The 20990-nt window shown below is 42.3% G+C and carries 25 protein-coding genes, 1 tRNA gene and 2 pseudogenes; 15 read left to right on the top strand and 13 right to left on the bottom strand.

Annotation, left to right across the window (positions count from 1 at the left end; all coding sequences use genetic code 11):
* Positions 1–74 precede the first annotated feature (74 nt).
* The 10 genes and pseudogenes from Q7U10_09895 (at position 75) to miaB (ending at position 7237) form a co-directional block, all read left to right on the top strand.
* Positions 75–596: a YeeE/YedE thiosulfate transporter family protein gene (locus tag Q7U10_09895; protein MDO8282912.1), complete on the top strand. Its 522-nt coding sequence runs from the start codon at positions 75–77 to the stop codon at positions 594–596.
* Positions 593–1120: a YeeE/YedE thiosulfate transporter family protein gene (locus Q7U10_09890; GenBank protein ID MDO8282911.1), complete on the top strand. Its 528-nt coding sequence runs from the start codon at positions 593–595 to the stop codon at positions 1118–1120. Before Q7U10_09895 ends, Q7U10_09890 begins: the two co-directional genes overlap by 4 nt.
* 32 nt (positions 1121–1152) lie before the next feature.
* Positions 1153–1887: a 23S rRNA (guanosine(2251)-2'-O)-methyltransferase RlmB gene (gene rlmB, locus Q7U10_09885; GenBank protein ID MDO8282910.1), complete on the top strand. Its 735-nt coding sequence runs from the start codon at positions 1153–1155 to the stop codon at positions 1885–1887.
* 25 nt (positions 1888–1912) lie between these two features.
* On the top strand, positions 1913–2350 hold the full coding sequence (locus tag Q7U10_09880) for a host attachment protein (protein ID MDO8282909.1): 438 nt from the start codon (positions 1913–1915) through the stop codon (positions 2348–2350).
* Positions 2351–2362: 12 nt separating this feature from the next.
* Entirely contained in the window at positions 2363–3055 is a 693-nt protein-coding gene (locus Q7U10_09875; GenBank protein ID MDO8282908.1) for a response regulator transcription factor, read from the top strand.
* A 70-nt stretch (positions 3056–3125) separates the two neighbouring features.
* Positions 3126–3917: a HAMP domain-containing sensor histidine kinase gene (locus tag Q7U10_09870; protein ID MDO8282907.1), complete on the top strand. Its 792-nt coding sequence runs from the start codon at positions 3126–3128 to the stop codon at positions 3915–3917.
* Positions 3918–3949: 32 nt separating this feature from the next.
* Positions 3950–4255, top strand: coding sequence for a GIY-YIG nuclease family protein (locus tag Q7U10_09865; GenBank protein MDO8282906.1), 306 nt, complete (start codon positions 3950–3952; stop codon positions 4253–4255).
* A 157-nt stretch (positions 4256–4412) separates the two neighbouring features.
* Positions 4413–4625, top strand: a pseudogene (locus tag Q7U10_09860) (metalloregulator ArsR/SmtB family transcription factor).
* Between the two features lie 147 nt (positions 4626–4772).
* Entirely contained in the window at positions 4773–5825 is a 1053-nt protein-coding gene (arsB, locus tag Q7U10_09855) for an ACR3 family arsenite efflux transporter (protein ID MDO8282905.1), read from the top strand.
* Positions 5826–5935: 110 nt separating this feature from the next.
* Entirely contained in the window at positions 5936–7237 is a 1302-nt protein-coding gene (miaB, locus tag Q7U10_09850) for a tRNA (N6-isopentenyl adenosine(37)-C2)-methylthiotransferase MiaB (protein MDO8282904.1), read from the top strand.
* 362 nt (positions 7238–7599) lie between these two features.
* Here miaB and Q7U10_09845 read toward each other — a convergent pair whose 3' ends face one another.
* The 12 genes and pseudogenes from Q7U10_09845 to Q7U10_09790 all read right to left on the bottom strand — a co-directional run bounded on the left by Q7U10_09845 (position 7600) and on the right by Q7U10_09790 (position 17497).
* A complete protein-coding gene (locus Q7U10_09845; protein MDO8282903.1) occupies positions 7600–8793 on the bottom strand; it encodes a hypothetical protein in 1194 nt (397 codons plus the stop codon).
* A 104-nt stretch (positions 8794–8897) separates the two neighbouring features.
* Complete coding sequence (gene pheT, locus Q7U10_09840) at positions 8898–10952, bottom strand: phenylalanine--tRNA ligase subunit beta (GenBank protein MDO8282902.1); 2055 nt, start codon at positions 10950–10952, stop codon at positions 8898–8900.
* A 4-nt stretch (positions 10953–10956) separates the two neighbouring features.
* Positions 10957–11973: a phenylalanine--tRNA ligase subunit alpha gene (gene pheS, locus Q7U10_09835; GenBank protein ID MDO8282901.1), complete on the bottom strand. Its 1017-nt coding sequence runs from the start codon at positions 11971–11973 to the stop codon at positions 10957–10959.
* Positions 11970–12323, bottom strand: coding sequence for a 50S ribosomal protein L20 (gene rplT, locus Q7U10_09830; GenBank protein MDO8282900.1), 354 nt, complete (start codon positions 12321–12323; stop codon positions 11970–11972). Before rplT ends, pheS begins: the two co-directional genes overlap by 4 nt.
* A 190-nt stretch (positions 12324–12513) precedes the next feature.
* On the bottom strand, positions 12514–12708 hold the full coding sequence (gene rpmI, locus Q7U10_09825) for a 50S ribosomal protein L35 (GenBank protein ID MDO8282899.1): 195 nt from the start codon (positions 12706–12708) through the stop codon (positions 12514–12516).
* A gap of 30 nt (positions 12709–12738) precedes the next feature.
* Positions 12739–13272, bottom strand: coding sequence for a translation initiation factor IF-3 (infC, locus tag Q7U10_09820; protein ID MDO8282898.1), 534 nt, complete (start codon positions 13270–13272; stop codon positions 12739–12741).
* A pseudogene (gene thrS / locus Q7U10_09815) lies at positions 13259–14980 on the bottom strand (threonine--tRNA ligase). The gene infC and the pseudogene thrS overlap by 14 nt, the downstream one beginning before the upstream one ends.
* Before the next feature lie 54 nt (positions 14981–15034).
* Positions 15035–15109 (bottom strand) — tRNA-Val (locus Q7U10_09810).
* An 80-nt stretch (positions 15110–15189) separates the two neighbouring features.
* Positions 15190–15369, bottom strand: a complete 180-nt coding sequence (locus tag Q7U10_09805) for a rubredoxin (protein MDO8282897.1) — start codon at positions 15367–15369, stop codon at positions 15190–15192.
* A 29-nt stretch (positions 15370–15398) separates the two neighbouring features.
* Positions 15399–16187 carry a 6-carboxyhexanoate--CoA ligase gene (locus Q7U10_09800; protein MDO8282896.1) on the bottom strand — a complete coding sequence of 263 codons (789 nt, stop codon included), beginning with the start codon at positions 16185–16187 and terminating at the stop codon, positions 15399–15401.
* Positions 16187–17146: a biotin synthase BioB gene (bioB, locus tag Q7U10_09795; protein MDO8282895.1), complete on the bottom strand. Its 960-nt coding sequence runs from the start codon at positions 17144–17146 to the stop codon at positions 16187–16189. Before bioB ends, Q7U10_09800 begins: the two co-directional genes overlap by 1 nt.
* Before the next feature lie 66 nt (positions 17147–17212).
* Positions 17213–17497, bottom strand: coding sequence for an acylphosphatase (locus tag Q7U10_09790; protein ID MDO8282894.1), 285 nt, complete (start codon positions 17495–17497; stop codon positions 17213–17215).
* A gap of 134 nt (positions 17498–17631) precedes the next feature.
* Here Q7U10_09790 and Q7U10_09785 point away from each other — a divergent pair, with 134 nt between their 5' ends.
* The 5 genes from Q7U10_09785 (at position 17632) to Q7U10_09765 (ending at position 20127) form a co-directional block, all read left to right on the top strand.
* Complete coding sequence (locus Q7U10_09785) at positions 17632–18024, top strand: Fur family transcriptional regulator (GenBank protein MDO8282893.1); 393 nt, start codon at positions 17632–17634, stop codon at positions 18022–18024.
* Positions 18025–18117: 93 nt separating this feature from the next.
* Positions 18118–18492: a class II SORL domain-containing protein gene (locus Q7U10_09780; GenBank protein MDO8282892.1), complete on the top strand. Its 375-nt coding sequence runs from the start codon at positions 18118–18120 to the stop codon at positions 18490–18492.
* A gap of 27 nt (positions 18493–18519) precedes the next feature.
* Positions 18520–19734, top strand: coding sequence for an FprA family A-type flavoprotein (locus tag Q7U10_09775; protein ID MDO8282891.1), 1215 nt, complete (start codon positions 18520–18522; stop codon positions 19732–19734).
* 19 nt (positions 19735–19753) lie between these two features.
* Positions 19754–19885, top strand: coding sequence for a rubredoxin (locus Q7U10_09770; protein ID MDO8282890.1), 132 nt, complete (start codon positions 19754–19756; stop codon positions 19883–19885).
* 17 nt (positions 19886–19902) lie between these two features.
* Positions 19903–20127: a NifU family protein gene (locus Q7U10_09765; GenBank protein MDO8282889.1), complete on the top strand. Its 225-nt coding sequence runs from the start codon at positions 19903–19905 to the stop codon at positions 20125–20127.
* A 23-nt stretch (positions 20128–20150) separates the two neighbouring features.
* Here the strand turns inward: Q7U10_09765 and Q7U10_09760 are convergent, their stop codons facing one another.
* Positions 20151–20990: an MBL fold metallo-hydrolase gene (locus Q7U10_09760; GenBank protein ID MDO8282888.1), complete on the bottom strand. Its 840-nt coding sequence runs from the start codon at positions 20988–20990 to the stop codon at positions 20151–20153.

The following is a 20990-nucleotide window of genomic DNA, read 5'->3' as shown; positions in this document are numbered from 1 at the left end:
CATAATGAAGGTCATTTCTTTATTACATATAATAAAGGTGATATAATAAATATGCGTTTACAGGAGGTATATTAATGAAAACAGAAGATAAGGGGTGGAGTCCATACCTGGCCGGTGTATTGAGCGGGCTGGTGATCATCGCTTCCGCATGGATCGCCAACAACTTTTTCGGGGCTTCAACATGTTTTGTCAGGACGGCAGGTTTTATAGAGAGGCTCTTTGATCCTGAACGCGTTCTTACAATGGATTACTTTGTCAGATATATACCTGAAGTAGATTGGCAGATGATGATGGTTATCGGCATATTATTAGGCGCTTTTATCTCATCTATCACTTCAGGAAGCTTTAAGATAAAAACTGTGCCTGATATGTGGGAAAAACATTTTGGCCCAAGCAAATTGAAAAGAAATCTTACAGCTTTTGCAGGAGGAGTGATACTTATGTTCGGCGCTAGGCTTGCAGGCGGTTGTCCGAGCGGTTATGGGTTAGGGGCGCTTGTACAGCTTGCGGTAAGCGGCCTCGTGGTCATAATGTGTTTCTTTATCGGAGGCATTGTTGTGGCCCAGCTTCTGTATCATGGAGGTAACGACAAATGAGCACTCTTATAAATGGATTAATAACAGGCATATTATTCGGTTTTTTTCTTCAAAAGGGGAGGGTGCTTCGTTATGACAGGCAGATAGGAGCTCTCCGGCTCACTGATATGACCATAGTCAAGTTCATGTTTTCCGCGATCCTTACTGGCATGGTAGGTGTCCACATACTTTTTATGCTTGGATTTGCCAAGCCTCTTATACTGCCGACAAACCTTGTGGCTAATATACTCGGCGGCCTTATATTTGGTTTTGGATGGGGACTGCTCGGCTATTGTCCCGGCACATCGCTTGGCGCTCTTGGCGAAGGCAGACTGGATGCCTTCTGGGGGATGCTCGGGATGCTGGTCGGCGCCGGTATCTTTGCTGAACTATATCCCGTGATAAGCGATACGATACTTAGCTGGGGCGGGGAGGGATTTATCACTCTCTCTTCAATTATCGGAGTAAATGATTGGGTCGTTATTATAGTCTTCGTTGCCGGCGGGCTATTTCTCTTTAGATGGCTGGAAAAGGCCGGGTTATAACAAGAAGAGTCTATTTTTTCCTTGGAGGCTAATTGGCAAAAAATTCAATGTATCTTTACGGCAAGAACTCTGTGCTTGAACGTTTGCAGTACAACCCTTCAAGTATTAAGAGGATCTACCTTCAAGACAATTTCAAATCAAAAGAGATTATAGATGCCATAGATGCTGAGAATATACCGGTCAGCCGTGTGTCAGAGAAAGAACTTTTAAGAATAAAAAATGCAGACCGGGTTCAGGGTATAGTTGCAGAGGCTGAAAAGTTCAGATACAGAGCATTTAAGGAGCTTCTTCATCTCGGCGGCAATCGGGCAAGGCCCACTCTTATCTTTCTGGACAACTTAAGTGACCCGCATAATCTCGGCAGTATAATCCGCATAGCTGCATGTTTCGATGGTTTTGCAATTGTTATCCCTGAGCGGCATTCCTGCGATATTAATGAAACCGTTCTCCATGTCGCATCAGGAGGAGAGAATTATGTGCCTGTCTCAATGGTTGGCAATATGTCGCAGGCTTTGACAGAGGCGAAAGAATCAGGCTACTGGGTTGTCGGTGCTGTTGTGGAAGATGGGGCAGATATAAATAAGGTCTCTCTGCCTTTTCCACTTTGTCTTGTACTGGGGTCAGAAGGAAAGGGGATAAGGCACGGTATCGATAAGCACCTTGACATGAAGGTCACGCTTCCGATGAAAGGCGCTCAGCTTTCTTTTAATGTCGCCATGTCGTATGCGATATTTGCCCATGAAATAGCAAAACAGCGAAAGACATGATATATTTCTAACTACGGAGGGTAAAATGATAATTATTGTTGTTGATCAGGGGCATTTCAAAGCATACAGGGTTGTAAAAAACACACTTGAAAGCACAAAGATAGAACCGCTCAAAGCGTATGATAATGTTGATGCACATGGAAAATTCAGTGACAAGGTGACCGACGGCACCGGAAGGTTCGCATTAAACGGCGGCAAACAGGGCAGAAAAGGGACCGGTGAGGCGCATAATGTTGAGTCTGAGAAAAAGAGAAGGGTTATTAAGTTGATCACCGGAGACATTGAAGTGCTAATAAAAAAAGAAGGAGCTAAAAAGTGGTTTTTGGCCGCAGAAAAAAGCATTAATAATCAAATACTGGAAAATCTCTCTTCTGATGTAATCAAGAAGATGGAAAAAAACATTATTGCAGACCTGACCGGTACAGATAAGGCAAAGCTCCTTGGTAAATTTGGTATTGTTTAATCAGTTACTAATATGCCAAACGAAAAGATACTCATTATAGAAGATGATTCTGATATTGTAGAGATGATTACCTACAACCTTGAAAAGGAAGGATTTAAGGTTGTATTTTCATCAAACGGTGAAGACGCACTTGAACTGTTAAAAATTGAACATCCGAATCTGGTTTTACTTGATTTAATGCTGCCCGGGCTGGATGGATTTGAGGTTTGCAGTTCTATCAGAAATAACGATGCAACATCTCACATTCCTATCATAATGCTTACTGCAAAATCCCAGGAGGCAGATAAGATAGTCGGTTTTGAAATTGGCGCTGATGATTATATTACAAAACCTTTCAGCCCTAAAGAGCTTATTGCAAGGATAAGGGCTGTGCTCAGAAGATTAGAACCTCCTGTGCTTAAGCAAATTGGAACCGGTGATATAGCTATTGATACCTTGAAACACAAGGCTACTGTCTTGGGCAATCCGGTACATTTAACCTATACAGAATTTAAACTTCTTGCTTATATGACACAGAGGCCTGGCATCGTATTGACCAGAGACAAAATAGTTGCTGATGTTTTTAATTACAGTTCAGACAACAATGACAGCTATGACAGGTCGGTTGACAACCATATAAAGACCTTAAGAAAAAAACTCGGGACGGTCAGAGACCATATTGAAACCGTACGAGGTTTAGGATACAGCTTTAAGGAGAATTTATAGTACCCCCTGGAATTTATATGAAACTTTATGCCCGCCAATTTTTTGCTGAACATCCCTGCCTTAGCCAGTAATGAGCACTAAGAAACAAACTTCTGACGAAGAGCTTAAAAAAGCTCATGATGCATTAAATATACTTGCGCAGGAACTGGAAGCCAAAGTGTCCTATCTGAGCAAGGTGGATAAAATTAAGTCTGATTTTATTGCAAATGTATCCCATGAGATCAAGACACCCCTGACATCGATAATCGGGTTTGTTGAGACACTCCAGAATGGAGCGCTTAAAGACCCTGAAAAAGCCGACAGGTTTCTTTCAATCATCAAGAAGAACGCTGAGAGTTTATCTAACCTTACAAATGACCTCCTAAACCTTTCTGAACTGGAGCTTGGAACCAAGAAAATCGAGAAGAGTGAATTTGACTTAAAAGAACTTGCCGCTGAGGTTATATCCGGTTTTACTGTGGCTTTTTCAGAAAAAGGCGGTACTATAGAACTTAATACAAAGGGCGAAGACTTTAAGATAACTGCTGACAGGTTCAAGATCAAAGTAGTTTTGCAGAACCTGGTGGATAATTCTGTAAAGTACGGAAAGAGAAATGGAACGGCCATTCTGTTTCTCATAGAAAAGGAAAAGGAGATAATTATCGACATAGAGGATGACGGCATCGGTATAGCAGAGGAATGTCTCTGGAGAGTTTTTGAGAGATTTTATCGTGCTGATAAATCACGTTCCAGAAAAATCAGCGGTACTGGACTCGGGCTGTCTATAGTGAAGCAGATAGTTCTGCTTCACGGCGGCTACATAAGTATAAAGAGCAGGCTGAATGAAGACACAAAAATCGTTGTTTCACTTCCCAGGTCATAACAGATCTGCATACTCCTTTCTTAATTTAAAGCATGCATAGAAAGATAAAAAGAAAAGGCAGTTTTCATGTATATATCGTAATGTGTAAAAATGGCACGTATTATACCGGCTACACAAGTAATTTAGAGAATCGGATCAAATTACACAACAGAGGAGACGGCGCAAAGTATTTGAAAGGCAAATCGCCTGTAATATTAGTTTATTCCAAGGAATATGTATATTTCAAAAATGCGCTGAATGCTGAGAGAAGGATAAAAAGGTTAACCAGAAAAAGAAAAGAGGCTTTAATTGAAGTCTATAAAATGAATCTGCTTAAACATTCCGGACTTTTTCCTTAACATTACTTAGTGCCTGCAATAGTCAACAAACTCTCATATATTGTAATGCCATATAAAATGCTATTGATTTAATTATGTTATTTTAAATGGCAGCCTATTGACAACATGAGATAATTGTGATTATCATATAAACAACAATTGATATGAATGAGTGTTTATGCAGGAAACTATACAAATATTCAAGGCACTGTCCGATGAGACCCGTCTCAATATTATCTCTTTGATGAAAGAGGGTGAGATATGCGTTTGTGACATTACTGAAACCCTTCAGGTGTCCCAACCGAAGATCTCATTCCATTTGAATGTGCTCAAAGAGGCGGGGATCATAAAAGACCGGAAGCAGGGTAAATGGGTCCACTACAGCATAAATAATACAGACCTGTTCAGGAGGTTTCTCATTCACTCTGTCCTTGAAAGAATTCCCGATAAAACAGTTAAAAAGAATCTTTCGCAATTGAAAAAAGTTATGAGCATAAATAATAAAAACAGGTGCTGCGATAAGTAGTGGGGAAATGACATGGCTGAGCAAAATGTAAAGAGACTTTCTTTTATGGACAGGTATCTCACTGTCTGGATTTTCGCAGCTATGGCGCTTGGAGTTGGGCTTGGCTACTTTGTCCCCGGCGTTGAGGTGTTGATAAACAGCTTTCAGTCCGGCACCACCAACATACCCATTGCCGCGGGACTGATCCTCATGATGTATCCGCCATTTGCCAAGGTCAGGTATGAGGAGTTGGGAGATGTATTCAGGGATAAAAAAGTTCTCGGACTATCTCTCATTCAGAACTGGATAGTCGGCCCGATTCTCATGTTCTTACTCGCCATATTATTTCTCCATAACTATCCTGAATATATGGTGGGGCTGATCATGATAGGACTTGCGCGCTGCATTGCCATGGTCATTGTATGGAATGAGATAGCAAAAGGAAACACCGAATACGCTGCCGGACTTGTTGCATTCAATAGTGTTTTTCAGGTGCTTTTTTACAGTGTATATGCCTACGTCTTCATTACGGTTCTGCCGCCTCTCTTTGGACTTGAAGGGAGCATCGTTCAGGTAAGCATGGGAGAGATAGCAAAAAGCGTCTTTATCTATCTCGGCATCCCGTTTATTGCCGGAATGCTGACACGTTTCATATTGATAAAGGCCAGGGGCAAGGAGTGGTATCAATACCATTTCATACCAAAGGTCAGCCCTATTACTCTGATCGCGCTGCTCTTCACAATTGTCGTCATGTTCAGTTTGAAAGGGAACCTTATTGTTCAGATCCCGATGGATGTGGTGCGCATCTCAATTCCGCTGATGATCTATTTCATTCTGATGTTTCTTGTCTCATTCTATATGGGGAAGAAGGTCGGCGCCGATTATTCAAAAACAGCAACTCTGGCTTTCACCGCTGCAAGCAATAATTTTGAACTGGCAATAGCGGTAGCTATCGCTGTGTTCGGCATTAATTCCGGTGCGGCGTTTGCGGCGGTCATCGGGCCACTTGTGGAAGTGCCGGTAATGATCGGCCTCGTAAACGTGGCACTCTGGTTTCAGAGACGCTATTTTAGAAGTGTTTATTAAAATCCTCGATATAATTTAAACAAATCCGCTTTTTTTTATCTTCCCTTATGTGAAATATAAAGCCTTAATGAATTAAAATAATAAATTAAGAATTAGCATAGGAGATCATATTGAAAAAGAAGTTCTTCATTAAAACAATGGGCTGCCAGATGAACGTTAATGATTCTGAAAAGATAGCCGGCATCTTCCTGGAATCCGGTTATGTAGAGTCAGATGACGATAGGCAGGCTGATGTAATAGTTTTTAATACCTGCAGCATAAGGCAGAGGGCCGAGCAGAAGTTCTTCAGTGAACTTGGCAGGCTTAAGGATGCAAAAAAACATAATGCAAAACTTAGAATAGCAGTTGCCGGGTGTATCGCAAGGCAGGAAGGTGAAAAGATAATAAAGAGATTTCCTTATGTTGATTATGTATTCGGCCCTGATAATATTGACCGTCTTCAGTCATGGATAAATACAGGGGAGGGGAGGGTATCTGTTGAAGATAATCCTGAATATCACCTGAAGGTTCTCCCAATGAAGAGAGAAGGGGGGGTGAGGGCGTGGGTATCCATTATGTACGGATGCGATAATTTTTGCGCATATTGTGTCGTGCCTTATACACGCGGAAGAGAGAGAAGCAGGCCGGCTGAAGATATAATTAATGAGATCAAAGCACTTTCGGATGATGGTTGTAAAGAGGTTACATTGCTTGGCCAGAATGTGAACTCTTACGGGAAAAGCCTTTCTGCAAGATCTGAGTTTCCTGAACTTCTTGAAAATATCCACTTGATAAGCGGGATTAAAAGGATCAGGTTCGTGACTTCTCACCCAAAAGACCTTTCTGATCGTCTAATTAATGTAATGAGGGATATGCCAAAAATATGTGAGCATCTCCACCTGCCTCTTCAGGCAGGCTCTGATAACATACTTAAACTGATGAACAGAGGTTACACTTTTGATAATTACACACAAAAGATCGAGAGTATAAGGTCAGCTGTCCCTGATATGGCGATAACTACTGATATTATTGCCGGCTTCCCGGGTGAAACAGATGAAGACTTCAAAATGACTATGAAAGCCCTTGAAACCATTGGATTTGACGGCATATATGCATTTAAATATTCAAAGCGTCCTGGCACCAAGGCTGTTGAACTGCCAAGCCACATTGATGAAAATGTGAAATCTGAGAGACTTTTACTGATACAGGAACTTCAGGAGACGATAATATCAGAAAAAAATAAGAGGTTTAAGGGTGAGACTGTTGAGATACTCACAGAGGGCCTTAGCAAGGGTGATGCTGATATGCTTACAGGAAGGACAGCGAAAAACAAGATCGTGAATTATTGTGGGGATAAAGGGGATATTGGGAATCTTGTCCGAATAAAGATCCTTGAGATAAAGCAGCATTCGTTATTTGGAGATAAAATATAACGACAAGCTGGGCAGATAGGGAATAACCTTGATGTAATAGTTGAGAAAACACTTGCAACTACTTGATATACAACTGCAACATTTACTTACTATTTGAAGACCATACAATAGATTGGACTTATGGTAAACCAAAAAGCATTTTCTGATCCCGCTCTCAAGTAAATAAAGCGGGCTAATCGGCACTCCGCCTTTCAATCTAATTAGTATATTTAACCTATTGTATTACAAGCATATTTTATCTGCCTAAATATTGTGCAATCATAGGTAACTTCAGTATAGAAGCCGGTTCGTAGAAGGAGATACCCTTATTAACAACAATTTTCTAACAAGGTATAACTGTGTCTTACGTCTGATAATTTATATTATGTTAAATTATGTATTATCCATCTCTTTGCCTCAAGAACTGAGGAGATATTCCCCTTGAATTGCTCCTCTTCTAATTGGGTTAAAATAACACCTATTTTATGACCTGGTTCTATGCCAAGCATCTCCTGTATTACATCTCCTGACAGTAACGGATTATTTCTGATATATATAAACTCTTTTGCTTTCCTGATCAAAGGTAATATTTGACGCCTCATTATTATTCCTATTAAAACGGCTGCCTCGATTGAGTTTTCACCGGCCTTGTTGAATGCTCTATATAATACAGATTGATCCATCCTTGCAGATGTAGAGATATGAAAAGCTTCAAGTATCCTTTTTAGTGCAACAGCATTGGCTCTGCTGAATTTCAGCATTTTAATAGTAGGATGAGCTTGAGCTAATAACAATGCCAGCCTTATCATAGCAGACCTTGTCATGCCTTGGCTTATCTCAGATTGTAAGTAGTTACTCTCTGTACTTAAAGTATTATTTGACCTATCAAACGTCTTTATCAACCTAATTTTGCTCGATAAAGCATCTTGTTCAATATTCAAGATATGCGATAGCACATTATCATTAATACATATCTGAAGGTGTTTGCCTGCATTTGGATTATTCAAGAGCTTTACAAGTTCATCAGTGATCCTTTCAGGTGCTGTGAATTTTAAGTCTTTTGCAAATTTCTGAAGTTCCCTTCGGGTCTCAGGTGTTATAAAATATCCCAATTGAGCAGCAAACCTGTAAGCCCTGAGCACCCTCAAAGGATCAGATTTAAGATTAAGAGGGTTGATCATCCTGATTTTATTGCTTTTTATATCATTAAGGCCGTTAAAGGGGTCTAATAGGCCACGATTAGGAGACCATGCGATAGTGTTTATCGTGAAATCTCTTCTGGCAAGGTCTTCTTCTATAGGCGCAGTAAGATAATTTATATCAATAACACTCTTATCTTTCAGCACAATCCTGCATGTCAGGCCTTCCTTAAGCAAAATATATGTGCCATTGAACTTTCTTGCCACTTGTCTTGCCAATTTTTCGGCATCACCTTTAAATACAAAATCCCTGTCTTTAGATGTCCTCCCAATTAGAAGATCACGCAGATACCCGCCTACAAGATATAAATGCTTATTGGGCTGTTTGAACAACCATTTATTTACAGGGTCAGAGAGAATTTTCTTTGAAATATCCATTGACTAATAATACCTTCTTTATTAAATGGGGGCAAGCCTGACTACGGATTGGGAGTGATAGATTGTTAATTAATATTAGGATTAGAATGCAGATAGTAAGACTTTTAGCTTCTTAATTCAGCGTCAAGTTCAGACTTGATAAGATCGACTATTCTGGAATGAAGCCTATCCACTTCATCATCGGTCAATGTCTTGATTGAAGAACGATATCTGATCGCAAAGGCAAGGCTCTTTTTATCATTGGGTATAGGTTTACCCTTATAAACATCAAAGAGGGTCATAGAGTCAATAATATCTGATTCAACATTCATTATGACTTTTCTAATGTCAGAAACGGTTGTACTATCATCCACTATCAATGCGGCATCTCTCTCGACATAAGGGAATTTTGGCATCTGTTTATATGTTATCCCTGAAGGAATCGCATCAAGTATCATACTTAAGTCATACAGCTCAGCAATAGTTATGTCGCCTTTTATATCAAATTCCTTTGCAACTCCGGGATGGAGAACTCCCATGCTCCCTACCCTCTCATTACCGATCATAATCGAGCATGACTTTCCGGGATGAAGATATGGCTCAGGCGCGGTTGTTCCATGCTCAAAAGATACATTCTTTAAATTTAAATCAGTCAATATATTTTCAAAGAGACCCTTGATGTCATAAAATCCTTCATGTCTGTTCTCATATATTGATGCAGTCTTTTCTTTGCGGAATACCGCTCCCAGCTGAAGTATCTCTTTAGGCAGTTTATCATCTGAGGAGAGAAAGATCTTTGATATCTCAAAAAACCTTATCATCTTTTCGCCGCGATTCAGGTTTACGCTCACATTATTCAGCAGCGCCGGCACAATGGTAGTCCTCATTGCAGACTCCTCTTTTCTCAGAGGGTTCTTTATATAAACAAGCGCTCGCCTTTTGTCATCAGAAGAAAGCATTATTTTCTCAATTATTTCAGGGCTGAGAAAGCTGTAGTTGATTGCTTCATAATAGCCTGACTGCGCAAAAGATGTTTTCAGTGACCTGACAAACTCCTGGGAACGGTGCTCAGGAGCAGAGCTCATCTGCATTACCGGGAGAGTTGATGGAATATTATCATATCCATATAGCCTTGCTATCTCCTCAATTATATCCACGTCCATGCTCACGTCAGACCTGAAGCTTGGCGGCGTAACGGTAATCACATCACCGGATATCTTCGGATCAAAACCGAGACTCTTAAGTGTCTTTTCAACAAATGCTTTATCTATATCAACGCCGATAAGTGAATTTATCTTCTCAAAGGTGAGCGATATTTCTTCAGGCTTAAACTGTGTCGGATAAATATCAGTTGTTTTGGTTACCTTGCCTCCGGCAAGTTCTGATATCAGCTGTGCTGCCCTGTCCAGAGCGAGCGTTACAGCTTCTTTATCAATGCCCCTCTCAAACCTGTAGGATGACTCAGTCAGGAGGTTAAGCCTTTTTGATGTTCTCCTGATAGAAGAGGGTTTAAAATATGCGCTCTCAAGAAGTATGCTGGATGTTGAATCAGAGACCTCTGTGTTCTTGCCTCCCATAACTCCGGCCACGGCAACGGATTTATTAGCATCGCATATCAGCAGTATCTCATTATGAAGCAGCCTCTCTTCGTCATCAAGTGTGGTAAATTTATGTGCATCGTCAGCCCTCTTAACAACTATCCTGCTTCCTGACAGTTTGTCCAGGTCAAAGGCATGCATAGGCTGCCCTAACTCGAGCAGGACATAGTTTGTTACATCAACAATGTTTGATAAAGGCCTGATGCCGCATGCTTCAAGCCTCTTGACCATCCAGTCCGGGGATGGAGCAGGCTTGACTCCGGTTATAATGCGTGAAGAATATCGATGACAGAGGTCAGGTTCTTCTATCAGGATTTCAGGCCCGTCGCCTTCTTCGCATTCTATCTTTACGGAAACGTCTTTTAATGGCAGTCCGAGTATAGTCGATATTTCCCGGGCAATTCCCCTGATGCTCAGACAGTCCTGTCTGTTCGGGGTTATCCCTATATCAAAGACTGTATCACCTTCAATATTCTCTATCTCCTCGACCTCCAAGCCTGCCATTGTAATGGCATGCGCCAGTTCTTCGGGCGAGATATCAAAGTCAACAAACTCTTTCAGCCAGTTATAAGATGCTTTCATAGTTTTAAAATTGTTCTAAAAACCTTTTATCATTCTCAGGGAAGAGGCGGACATCATCAATGCTGTACTTGAGCATTGCAACGCGCTCTATCCCCATTCCGAAGGCAAAACCTGTGTATTTGTTCGGGTCATAACCTGCCTTTTCATAAACCTTCGGATTGATCATCCCTGCGCCAAGTATCTCAATCCATCCGGTGCTGCTGCATACATTGCATCCTTTTCCTTTACACATTACACATGAGATATCTATCTCAGCGCTCGGCTCTGTAAAAGGGAAGAAGCTCGGCCTAAGCCTGACCTTTGTATTGGGTCCGAATACCCGATGAATGAATAGTTCAAGCACTCCCTTGAGATCGCTCATCCGGATATTCTTGTCTACCATGAATCCTTCAAGCTGATGAAACATGGGGATGTGGCTTACGTCAGAATCGCACCTGTAGACCTTCCCGGGTGCGATTACCCGAAGCGGAGGAGCATTCTTTTCCATTATGCGAACCTGTACAGATGATGTATGGGTTCGCAATACAACATCATCGCTGACATAAAATGTATCCTGCATATCCCTGGCAGGATGATCCTTCGGCATATTCAGTGCTTCGAAATTGTAATAATCCAGCTCTATCTCAGGCCCTTCCTCAACAGTGAAGCCGAGCGTGACGAATATATTTACAATATGATCAAGAACCTGGGTGATCGGGTGAAGATGGCCAAACGGGATATAATTGCCTGGGATGGTTACATCGATCCGTTCACTATTCAGCTTTCTGTTGAGTTCTATTGTGCTGAATGAGTTTTCAAGCTTGCTGAAGAGTTCTTCCAGTTCATTCTTGGTTTCATTGATGACGCGTCCGTATTCGCGTCTCTCATCACTGGGGACTGAACTGATAGCTTTTAATTTTTCGGTGAGTATGCCCTTCTTTCCCAGATATTTTATCTTCAGGGTCTGGAGGGCATTCAGGGTATCGGCTTTTTCTATTTCTTTTATGGCAAGATTCTTTATGGAACCTGTTTCACTTGTCATTCAGCTTTTTTTGTCATCTCAACAAGCTGGGAAAAAGAATTCGGGTCGTGATAGGCCATATCCGCAAGAACTTTTCTGTCCATCTGAACATTAAGCTTCTTGAGGCTGTTCATAAACTGGCCGTAAGTAGATCCCAAAGCCCTGACTGCAGCATTTATTCGTACTATCCACAAAGACCTGAAATCCCGCTTCTTGAGCCTCCTGTCTTTATATGAGTTCAGCAAAGCCCTGTCAACGGCCTGCGTCGCCACCCTGAACAGACGGCTTCTTGCCCCGTAATAGCCTTTGGCCATCTTGAGCACTTTATTTCTTCTTCTGTTAGTTTTAAAACCACCTTTTGCTCTTGGCATGAATCTTTTCCTCCTGCATATACTTAAAAATTATTTGTTATATAAATTGACTGCTTATTATACAGTAAATTATATATTTTTTAAAACAGACAATAGTTATGGAAAAATGACAGATAACATCTATGAATGAAAATATAGATGCATACTGAGGATCCGGCAATTAAACCATTGCTTATCAGCGGTTAAGAAGTTAGTAAGGCAACATCTTTCTAACAGCGTCAAGGTTGGCATCATGAACCATACATCCCTGTCTCAGCTTCTTCTTTGTCTTGGCATTTTTGCATGTCATCATATGACTGGCAAACGCCTTATTTCTCTTAAACTTGCCTGTGCCTGTCTTTCTGAATCTTTTTGCAGCCCCTCTGTGTGTCTTTATTTTTGGCAAAACAGCTTCCTCCTTGGTTTCTGTATAAAATTATTTAGGGGAAAGAACCAGCATCATGCGTCGCCCTTCCATCTTTGCTCTCATTTCAATAATTGCAATATCAGCCAGAGCTGAACATACCTGGTCAAATATGTTCGTTGAAAACTTGGATGCATAAACTATCTCTCTGCCCCTGAACATCATTGATACTTTGACCTTGTTCCCTTCTTCAATGAACTTCCTGGCGTTCTTTATCTTAAATTCAAGGTCGTGCTCGCTTGTCTGAGGCCTGACCTTGATCTCTTTTAATGTGATCGTCTTCTGTTTTGTATGCTTTTTATTCAACTGGTAGAGATACTTGCCATAGTCAAGAATCTTGCATACCGGCGGATTTGTGTTTGGTGAAACCTCAACAAGGTCAAGGTCCTGATCAATCGCGATCTTCATCGCCTCGTTAACACTTAAAAGACCGAGCTGCGTCCCGTCGCTGTCAATCACCATCAGTTCTCTTGCACGAATCCGCCTGTTGATCCTCAAGCCTTTTGTGTCAGCGCCCTTTCTGGTTATTTTATTACCTGCGATCATCCACCTCCATTTTAAGTGTCGACAAAAACCTGTCAAGCGGCATCTCTATAGATCCCTCTTCGGTTCTTTTCCTTATATTTACAGTTTGGTTTTCTAATTCTTTGTCACCTATTATACACAGATACGGTGTTTTTAACATAGTAGCTCTTCTTATCTTATAACCTATCTTTTCATTCTCTGCATCGAGGTCTGCTCTTATCCCTTCTTTAAGCATTGATTTAAGCAGAGTCTTTCCATATTCAATATGCTTTTCGGAAATAATTAAAATAGAGACTTGCACAGGGGCGAGCCACAACGGAAATGCGCCTGCATAGTGTTCTATCAATATGCCGAAGAACCTCTCAAGCGACCCCATCAGGGCGCGGTGGATCATTATGGGCCTGCAATCCTTGTTGTCAGGGCTTCTGTAAGTAACGTCAAGCCTCTCAGGTATATTGAAGTCTACCTGAATGGTGCTGCACTGCCATTCCCTGCCAAGAGAATCTTTCACCTTGATGTCTATTTTAGGGCCGTAAAAAACTCCTTCGCCCGGGTCAATTGTATAGTCAATCCCTCTCCCAGTCAGAGCGTTCTTTAATGCGTTGGTGGATTTTTCCCAACTGGCTTCTCCGCCCACATACTTCTCAGGCCTTGTGGAAAGATAGATGCTGTAATCTGTGAACCCGAATGTCTGAAGTATAAAGAGCGTGAACTCCAGTACCTTCAATACCTCTTCTTCTATCTGGTCCTCTGTGCAGAATATATGAGCATCATCCTGAGTGAATCCCCTGACCCTCAAGAGGCCGTGAAGCACGCCGGAGCGTTCATAACGATATACCGTGCCAAGCTCTGCGTATCTTATCGGCAGCTCTCTGTAGCTGCGCATATGGCTCTTAAAAACAGCAACATGAAATGGGCAGTTCATCGGCTTTATCTCATACTCAAGATTATCTATATCCATAGGCGAGTACATGTTCTCTTTGTAAAAATCAGCATGCCCGGTCTTTTTCCAAAGATCAAGTTTTGCCATATGGGGAGTATATAGAATTTTATAATCTGATCTGATGTGCTCAGCTGTCCAAAAATCTTCAATAGACTTTCTTATGGATGCCCCGCGCGGGTGCCACAGGACAAGCCCTGCGCCGATATCGTCATTCATACTGAAGAGGTCAAGCTCTTTTCCAAGACGCCTGTGATCCCGCTTCTTTACCTCTTCGAGGAAGTCAAGATGTTTCTGCAGTTCATCTTTTGTAAAAAAGGCTGTGCCGTAAATTCTCTGCAGCATCTTCTTTTTTTCGTCACCGCGCCAGTATGCGCCCGCAACAGAAAGGAGCTTGAACGCTTTTATCTTCTTTGTGTAACTGACATGTGGCCCGCGGCAGAGATCAAGAAAGCCGCCCTCCTCATAGACAGTCACGGTTTCATCGTGTATCTCTCCAATGAGTTCAGTCTTGTATATCTCACCCATGCCGGCAAATAACTTCAGAGCCTCATCCTTCGGCATCTCATTCACCTTGAACGGATTGTTAGCCTTGATGATCTCCTTCATCTTCTTCTCGATCAGAGGGAAGTCTTCTTCAGTGAAAGAGTGACTGCAGTCAAAGTCATAGTAAAAGCCGTCAGCAATGGCGGGGCCTATTGCAAGTATCGCATCCGGGAAGAGTTCTTTGACCGCGTGCGCCATAATATGCGAGGTGCTGTGGCGGCAGACTTCCAAAGACTCCTTACTGTCTTCCTGCGGTTCTATGATCTCAAACCTCCATAAGAATAACTGTCTTAAAAATGGTAGGCACGGGCGGTATCGAACCGCCGACCTCTACCGTGTCAAGGTAGCGCTCTCCCCCTGAGCTACGCGCCTGAATAACTATTTAACAAACAAGTGATTATTATACATATGGTTTTAATAAAATAAAAGAAGCGTAACCAAATGTTAGAACACTATGCGAGAGGCTTGAACATATGCTTGCCTGCTCCGCACGACGGGCACTTCCAATCATCAGGCAGATCCTCGAACTTTGTGTCTTTAGGGATACCGCCTTTTCTGTCGCCTTTGTCCGGATTATATATGTATCCGCAATTAAGCTGCTGGCACTGCCACATCTCTTCAGGTTTAGCCATATCGTCTCCTCTCTATCTTTATTAAATTATTAATGATTGCTCAGGATATCACTTATTGTGACGATCCCCCTGCAGCGCATTATTTTATTTATTATAACAGGCATGCTTTGCAAATATAAAATCAGTTCTTTAGTTTTGACACCGTCAACAAAGAAGACCCGGCCGCCATGATCTGCTCCTTTCTTTTTGATGTGGGGCAGTCGAATATATCCATAGCCTGCGGCAGTAACATATCCGGTTGTGTAGCCTGGGTCATCAGAGATACATAACTCTGCTATTATCCCGGGATGATGCTGAACCTTGCTCGCCAGTATAAGCGCCTCCCTGACAGTAGCGTTGTTTATACCGAGCCTGCCGAGCCTTGCTGATAGAGACCTGAATGCGGTATTGGTTATGCCCATCCGGCTTGCCCTTACGCTTTTACCGTTATCCATCAAATGTCTGCCTTCTTTATCAAGAAGGAACGCGCCTGCTTTGACTTCCCCTGAGGTCAGCATGTTAAAGGCTGTTACAACTGCATTTTCAGATATACCAGATGATGACAGAATAACAGCGGCTGCATCTTTTGCGGAATGGGAGTTTAAAGAATTCATTGTGCAAAGAGGCAGGGAAGGAATAGTTTCAACGTCACACTTGACCTTATCAATGCTGATACAGATTTCATCCGGCCGGCCTCTTTCATGAGATAATGCCCTTGCAGAATATTTCTTTACAACCTTATCAATATCCTCTTTTATATATAATCCCTCAGCGCCTGAGATATGACTCCCCTGCTTTGACGCTCTCATCCTTATGCTGTAATATGGACTGCTGGACATTAGATTTTGAGCCCGAGGTCCTTGATCATGCGGATGTCATCATCAGGGTTTCTTCCTGATGTTGTCAGATAATTCCCAAGCAGGAGTCCGTCAGCTCCTGCGGTAAATATAAATGACTGGAGATCTTTCAGCGTCTTGTCTCTGCCTCCGCATACTCTTATACTGCGGTCAGGCAGTATAAGCCTGTATATTGCTATTATCTTTAATGCCTCTGCCGGAGTCATCGGATTAATATCGCCAAGCGGCGTTCCTGATACAGGCGTAAGGAAGTTTATAGGGACACAGTCAACATCAAGGTCTTTCAGTGCGAAAGCCATATCTATCCTGTCCTCCCATGTTTCTCCAAGGCCGAAGATGCCGCCGCTGCATACAGACAGCTTGAGCGTCTTTGCAGCCTGTATGGTCCTTATCTTATCCCAATATGTATGAGTGGTACAGATCTCATTGAAGAACTCTTCGGAGGTCTCAAGATTATGATGGTATCTGTGAAGCCCTGCCTCTTTCAATCTTCTCAGTGCTGTGATATCCAGGAGACCGAGAGTGGCGCAAGGCAGAAGCCCAAGGGTTCTTAATTCATAAACAAAGTAGCATATCTCATCAAGCTCTTTGTCAGAGGGCCTCTTGCCGCTTGTTACGATGCAGAAGCGTTTGACGCCAAGCCTCTTGGCAGCGATGGCTGACTCAAGCAGCTGCTTTTTAGTAAATAGAGGGTACTGATCAACTCCTGTATTGTTATGTACTGACTGCGCGCAGAAGTGGCAATCCTCAGAACATCCGCCGGACTTGGCATTGACAATTGAACAGAGATCAATAGTGTTTCCTATATTTTTGACACGAGCCATATTTGACAGCTCCATTAGTTCATAAACAGAGTCTCCGCTTAACTGAGATAAAAGAAGGGCTATCTCTTTGTCAATACCGCTGTTGGAGTCTCTTTTTTTCAGCAATGTTAGAGGCATGGCATTATTATCCCTTTATCATTTGTCAGAGTCAAACGCAGATACCGCATTATATATTTCTGATTTCTAATATCCATACCATATCTTGAATTCATCAAACTCACCGGCATATTCAGTCCATTTCTCATCAACATCAGATACCCTGGCTCCGGGCGGCCCATCATGACACCACTGCACCGCCTTTTTAACACTATCATGCTCACCCTCAAAGATCGCTTCAACGCTTCCATCCGGAAGGTTCCTGACCCATCCTTCCAAACCAAGTTTGTCAGCAGTCTCTTTTGTAGCTGCACGAAAAAAAACACCCTGAACTAAACCTTTGATATGAACCCTTACCGCACTTTTTTTCACGAATTAATTATAAACCATTTTATATCCTCATTAAAAAGTTATTCATTATATATAGTCCCTTGACTTGATTAATTCGGCTGTGATACTCTTTCTTAGAATCATTATTAACAAATATATTTTCTTGGAGGGAATATATGCAAAAGTATAGATGTTTAGGCATTAAGTTGACTCCGCAGAGGATTGCTATTCTGGATTATCTTAGAGATAATACCAGCCATCCTTCAGCTGAAGATATATATAAAATAGTCTTGAAAAATTTCCCTACCATGTCTTTTGCTACTGTTTACAACTCTCTTGAGGCCATGAAGAAGAGTAATTGCATTAATGAACTGAATATCGACCCAGCAAAGAAGAGATATGACCCTAATATGTCACCGCATCATCATTTGATATGTAAAAACTGTAATCTGATCCATGATGTCCACAAGGATTTTGACCTGTCACTGCCTGCTTCAATGAAGATGGGCTTTGAACTCAGCGGCAATCATATTGAGTTTTACGGATTGTGTGAGAAGTGCCGGGCTTAATCAGGCGATAATATTTTGATCATTTTGTTTGCTGCATTGAATGATCTGTGATAAAGTCTTAGGGTAAATTCAAATTATTTAACGGAGGATAACATGTCTGAAAAAGGAATATTTTGCGGGATAAACCAGCCAAAGGATGCTGCAAATCTGACAGAAGGTGAGAGGAAACATATACCTGTGATCGAGTGTCCTGACAAGGTCAAGTCAGGCCAGCCGTTCCAGGTAAAGATCAAGGTAGGCGAGATACCTCATGTTTCAGAAGAGGGACATCATATACAGTGGATCGAGGTCAAGTCCGGAGAGAGTACTTATGCAAGGGTTGAGCTTACCCCTGCCCTTTCAAAGGCTGAGGCAACAGTAACGCTTGTTAAGGCAGGCAAGCACAGGACGAGCACACTAAGAGTTGTCGAGCGCTGTAACCTGCATGGGATGTGGGAAGCAAAGAAAGAGATAACTGTAGAAGATTAAGGTCAAGTTAAATATGCTGGAGGTTAGATGAAGGCGATAGAGATCAAGCCGGACATTTTCTGGGTAGGGGCAGTTGACTGGGCTGTTAGGGATTTCCATGGTTATGTGACACCGAGAGGCACGTCATATAATAATTATTTAATTAATGATGAGCAGCTCACTCTGGTTGATACTGTAAAGCATGACTTCTCATCTGTCACAGTTGAAAACATCAAGAGCGTAGCAGAGCCTTCAAAGATCGTTAATATTGTTGTCAATCATATTGAGCCTGACCATGCAAGCTCTCTCGGCGATATAATGAAGCTGACCCCTGACGCTAACATCTACATTACTGAAAAAGGCAAAAAGGGATTAGACAGGCATTTTGATATTTCAAAGTGGAAGATCAACATTGTCAAGACCGGCGATACGCTGAAAACGGGAAAATACACCCTCACCTTTCTTGAGACACCGATGCTTCACTGGCCTGATTCAATGATGACATATGTAAATGAGGCAAAACTTCTTTTCAGCCAGGATGCCTTCGGCCAGCACATCGCTTCATCGGCAAGGTTTGATGATGATTTCTCAACCTGCGCGTCTGTAAGTGAACTTGAGGACTCGGTTATCGAATACTATGCAAATATATTGATGCCGTTCGGCCCGCTTATCAAGAGCAAACTTGCGGAGGTTCAAAAGCTTGGGCTTCAGATAGATATGATCGCGCCTGACCACGGCGTGATCTGGAGGCGGAACCCCGGCAAGGTGATTAACATGTACCTTGATATGGCAAATGGCAAGTCAGACCTTAGCGTGGCTATAATCTATGACACTATGTGGCACAGCACTGCTGAGATGACCCTGCCGATATCACAGGGAATCCTGGACGAGGGGGTTGACTGCAAGGTCATAAAACTCCGCGCTACGCCCATGAGCGTTGCCATAAAGGAGTTCTGGAAGTCACGCGGGTGTCTTATCGGCAGCCCTACCCTGAATAATATTCTCTTTCCTTCAGTTGCAGAGTTCCTTACCCATTTGAGAGGATTGCGTCCAAAGAACCGGATCGCCGGCGCATTCGGGAGTTTTGGATGGGGCGGCGGCGCTGTTAAGAACGCTTATGAGGAGTTTGGAAAGATGGGGCTCGAAACCTTTGAGCCCGGGGTACAGGTTAATTACAAGCCTGATCCAGAAGATGAAAAAAAGTGCTATGAGTTCGGCAGAGAGTTTGCAAAAAAAGTAAAAGAATATCATTTGAAATTTTAATATCATAAAGGAGAAGACTATGTGGAAATGCACTATTTGCGGTTATGAGTATGACGATGCAGCTGAGGGGACTCCGTTTGAAGAACTTCCAGACGACTGGAAGTGCCCTGTCTGCAATGCGCCTAAAGAGGCTTTTGAAAAGATCAGTTAATTACTATCCTGAATATAATGACTGAAGAAACTTCTGAGGACAAGACAAGAAGAGAAGTATCAGAGGTCATAAAGAGCCTTCAATGGCTCATGGATAAACATGACGGCTATTTTGCATTAGGCGACATCAATGGCAATGAAGTCGCTATCCACTGTTCCGGTGTCTGCACAACCTGCGATACCAAATGCATAGAAGAAGCGATCAAAGAAAAACTGCCGCACCTGAAAATAATATTCCGTTAGTCTCTGTATCCAACACGGCTTCTTTATAAAACTATCTCCATGCCGGGATATGCAGCAAAGCATTTCAGGCCTGAGTTGTTTTCGAGAATTATCTGCTGGCAGTCTTTAACAATACCATCAAGCTCATCGTCTGACCTGTCCTGATTATGATGGAAGAGGCCGAACATCTTTGCGTTTGACCCAATAGCAAGCTTGAGCGCGTCTTTGTACGTGGAATGGCCGAATCCTCTTGTCTTTTTATATTCCTCTTCAGTATATTCAGAATCATGCAGCAGGAGATCTGCATCTCTGGAGAAATGGAGATAATCCTCATACCCAAGCCCTCCGGGATGATTAAATGTGAATTCATTATCTGTAAGGAATACGAAAGACTTTCCATCCTCCTCTATCCTGTAACCGACCCCGAGGTTCGGGTGGCTGAGCTTTATGCGGCTTATCTTTGCCGATCCGATATGAAGATCACGTTCATATACTTTAGTGAAGCTGATATTTGCGGCAAGGTCTTTAAAGCAGACAGGGAAAAAAGGCGGCCTCATCGTCTTTGACAGGAACCTGTGCATGTCAGCCTGCGCGGTTGGGAACCCGTACAGTTTTATCTGAGATTTTTTTAAATATATCGGCTTGAAGAAAGGGAAGCCGAGCATATGGTCCCAATGCGAATGCGTAAAGATGATATTATACTTGCGGCGGCCTTCATTCAAAAACCTGTTGCCTAACCTTCTGATTCCGGTGCCTGCATCTATGATTATAACCTCATCATCTTTTGTCCTGACCTCAATACAGGTTGAATCGCCTCCATATTTCAGATACTCTTTTCCCGAAACAGGGATTGAGCCCCTGGCACCCCAGCATCTTATTATCAT

The organism is Thermodesulfovibrionia bacterium, assembly GCA_030646035.1.
Lineage (GTDB): Bacteria > Nitrospirota > Thermodesulfovibrionia > UBA6902 > UBA6902 > JACQZG01.
The sequence above is the reverse complement of the archived record's forward strand: the minus strand, read 5'-3'. Positions and strand labels throughout refer to the sequence as shown.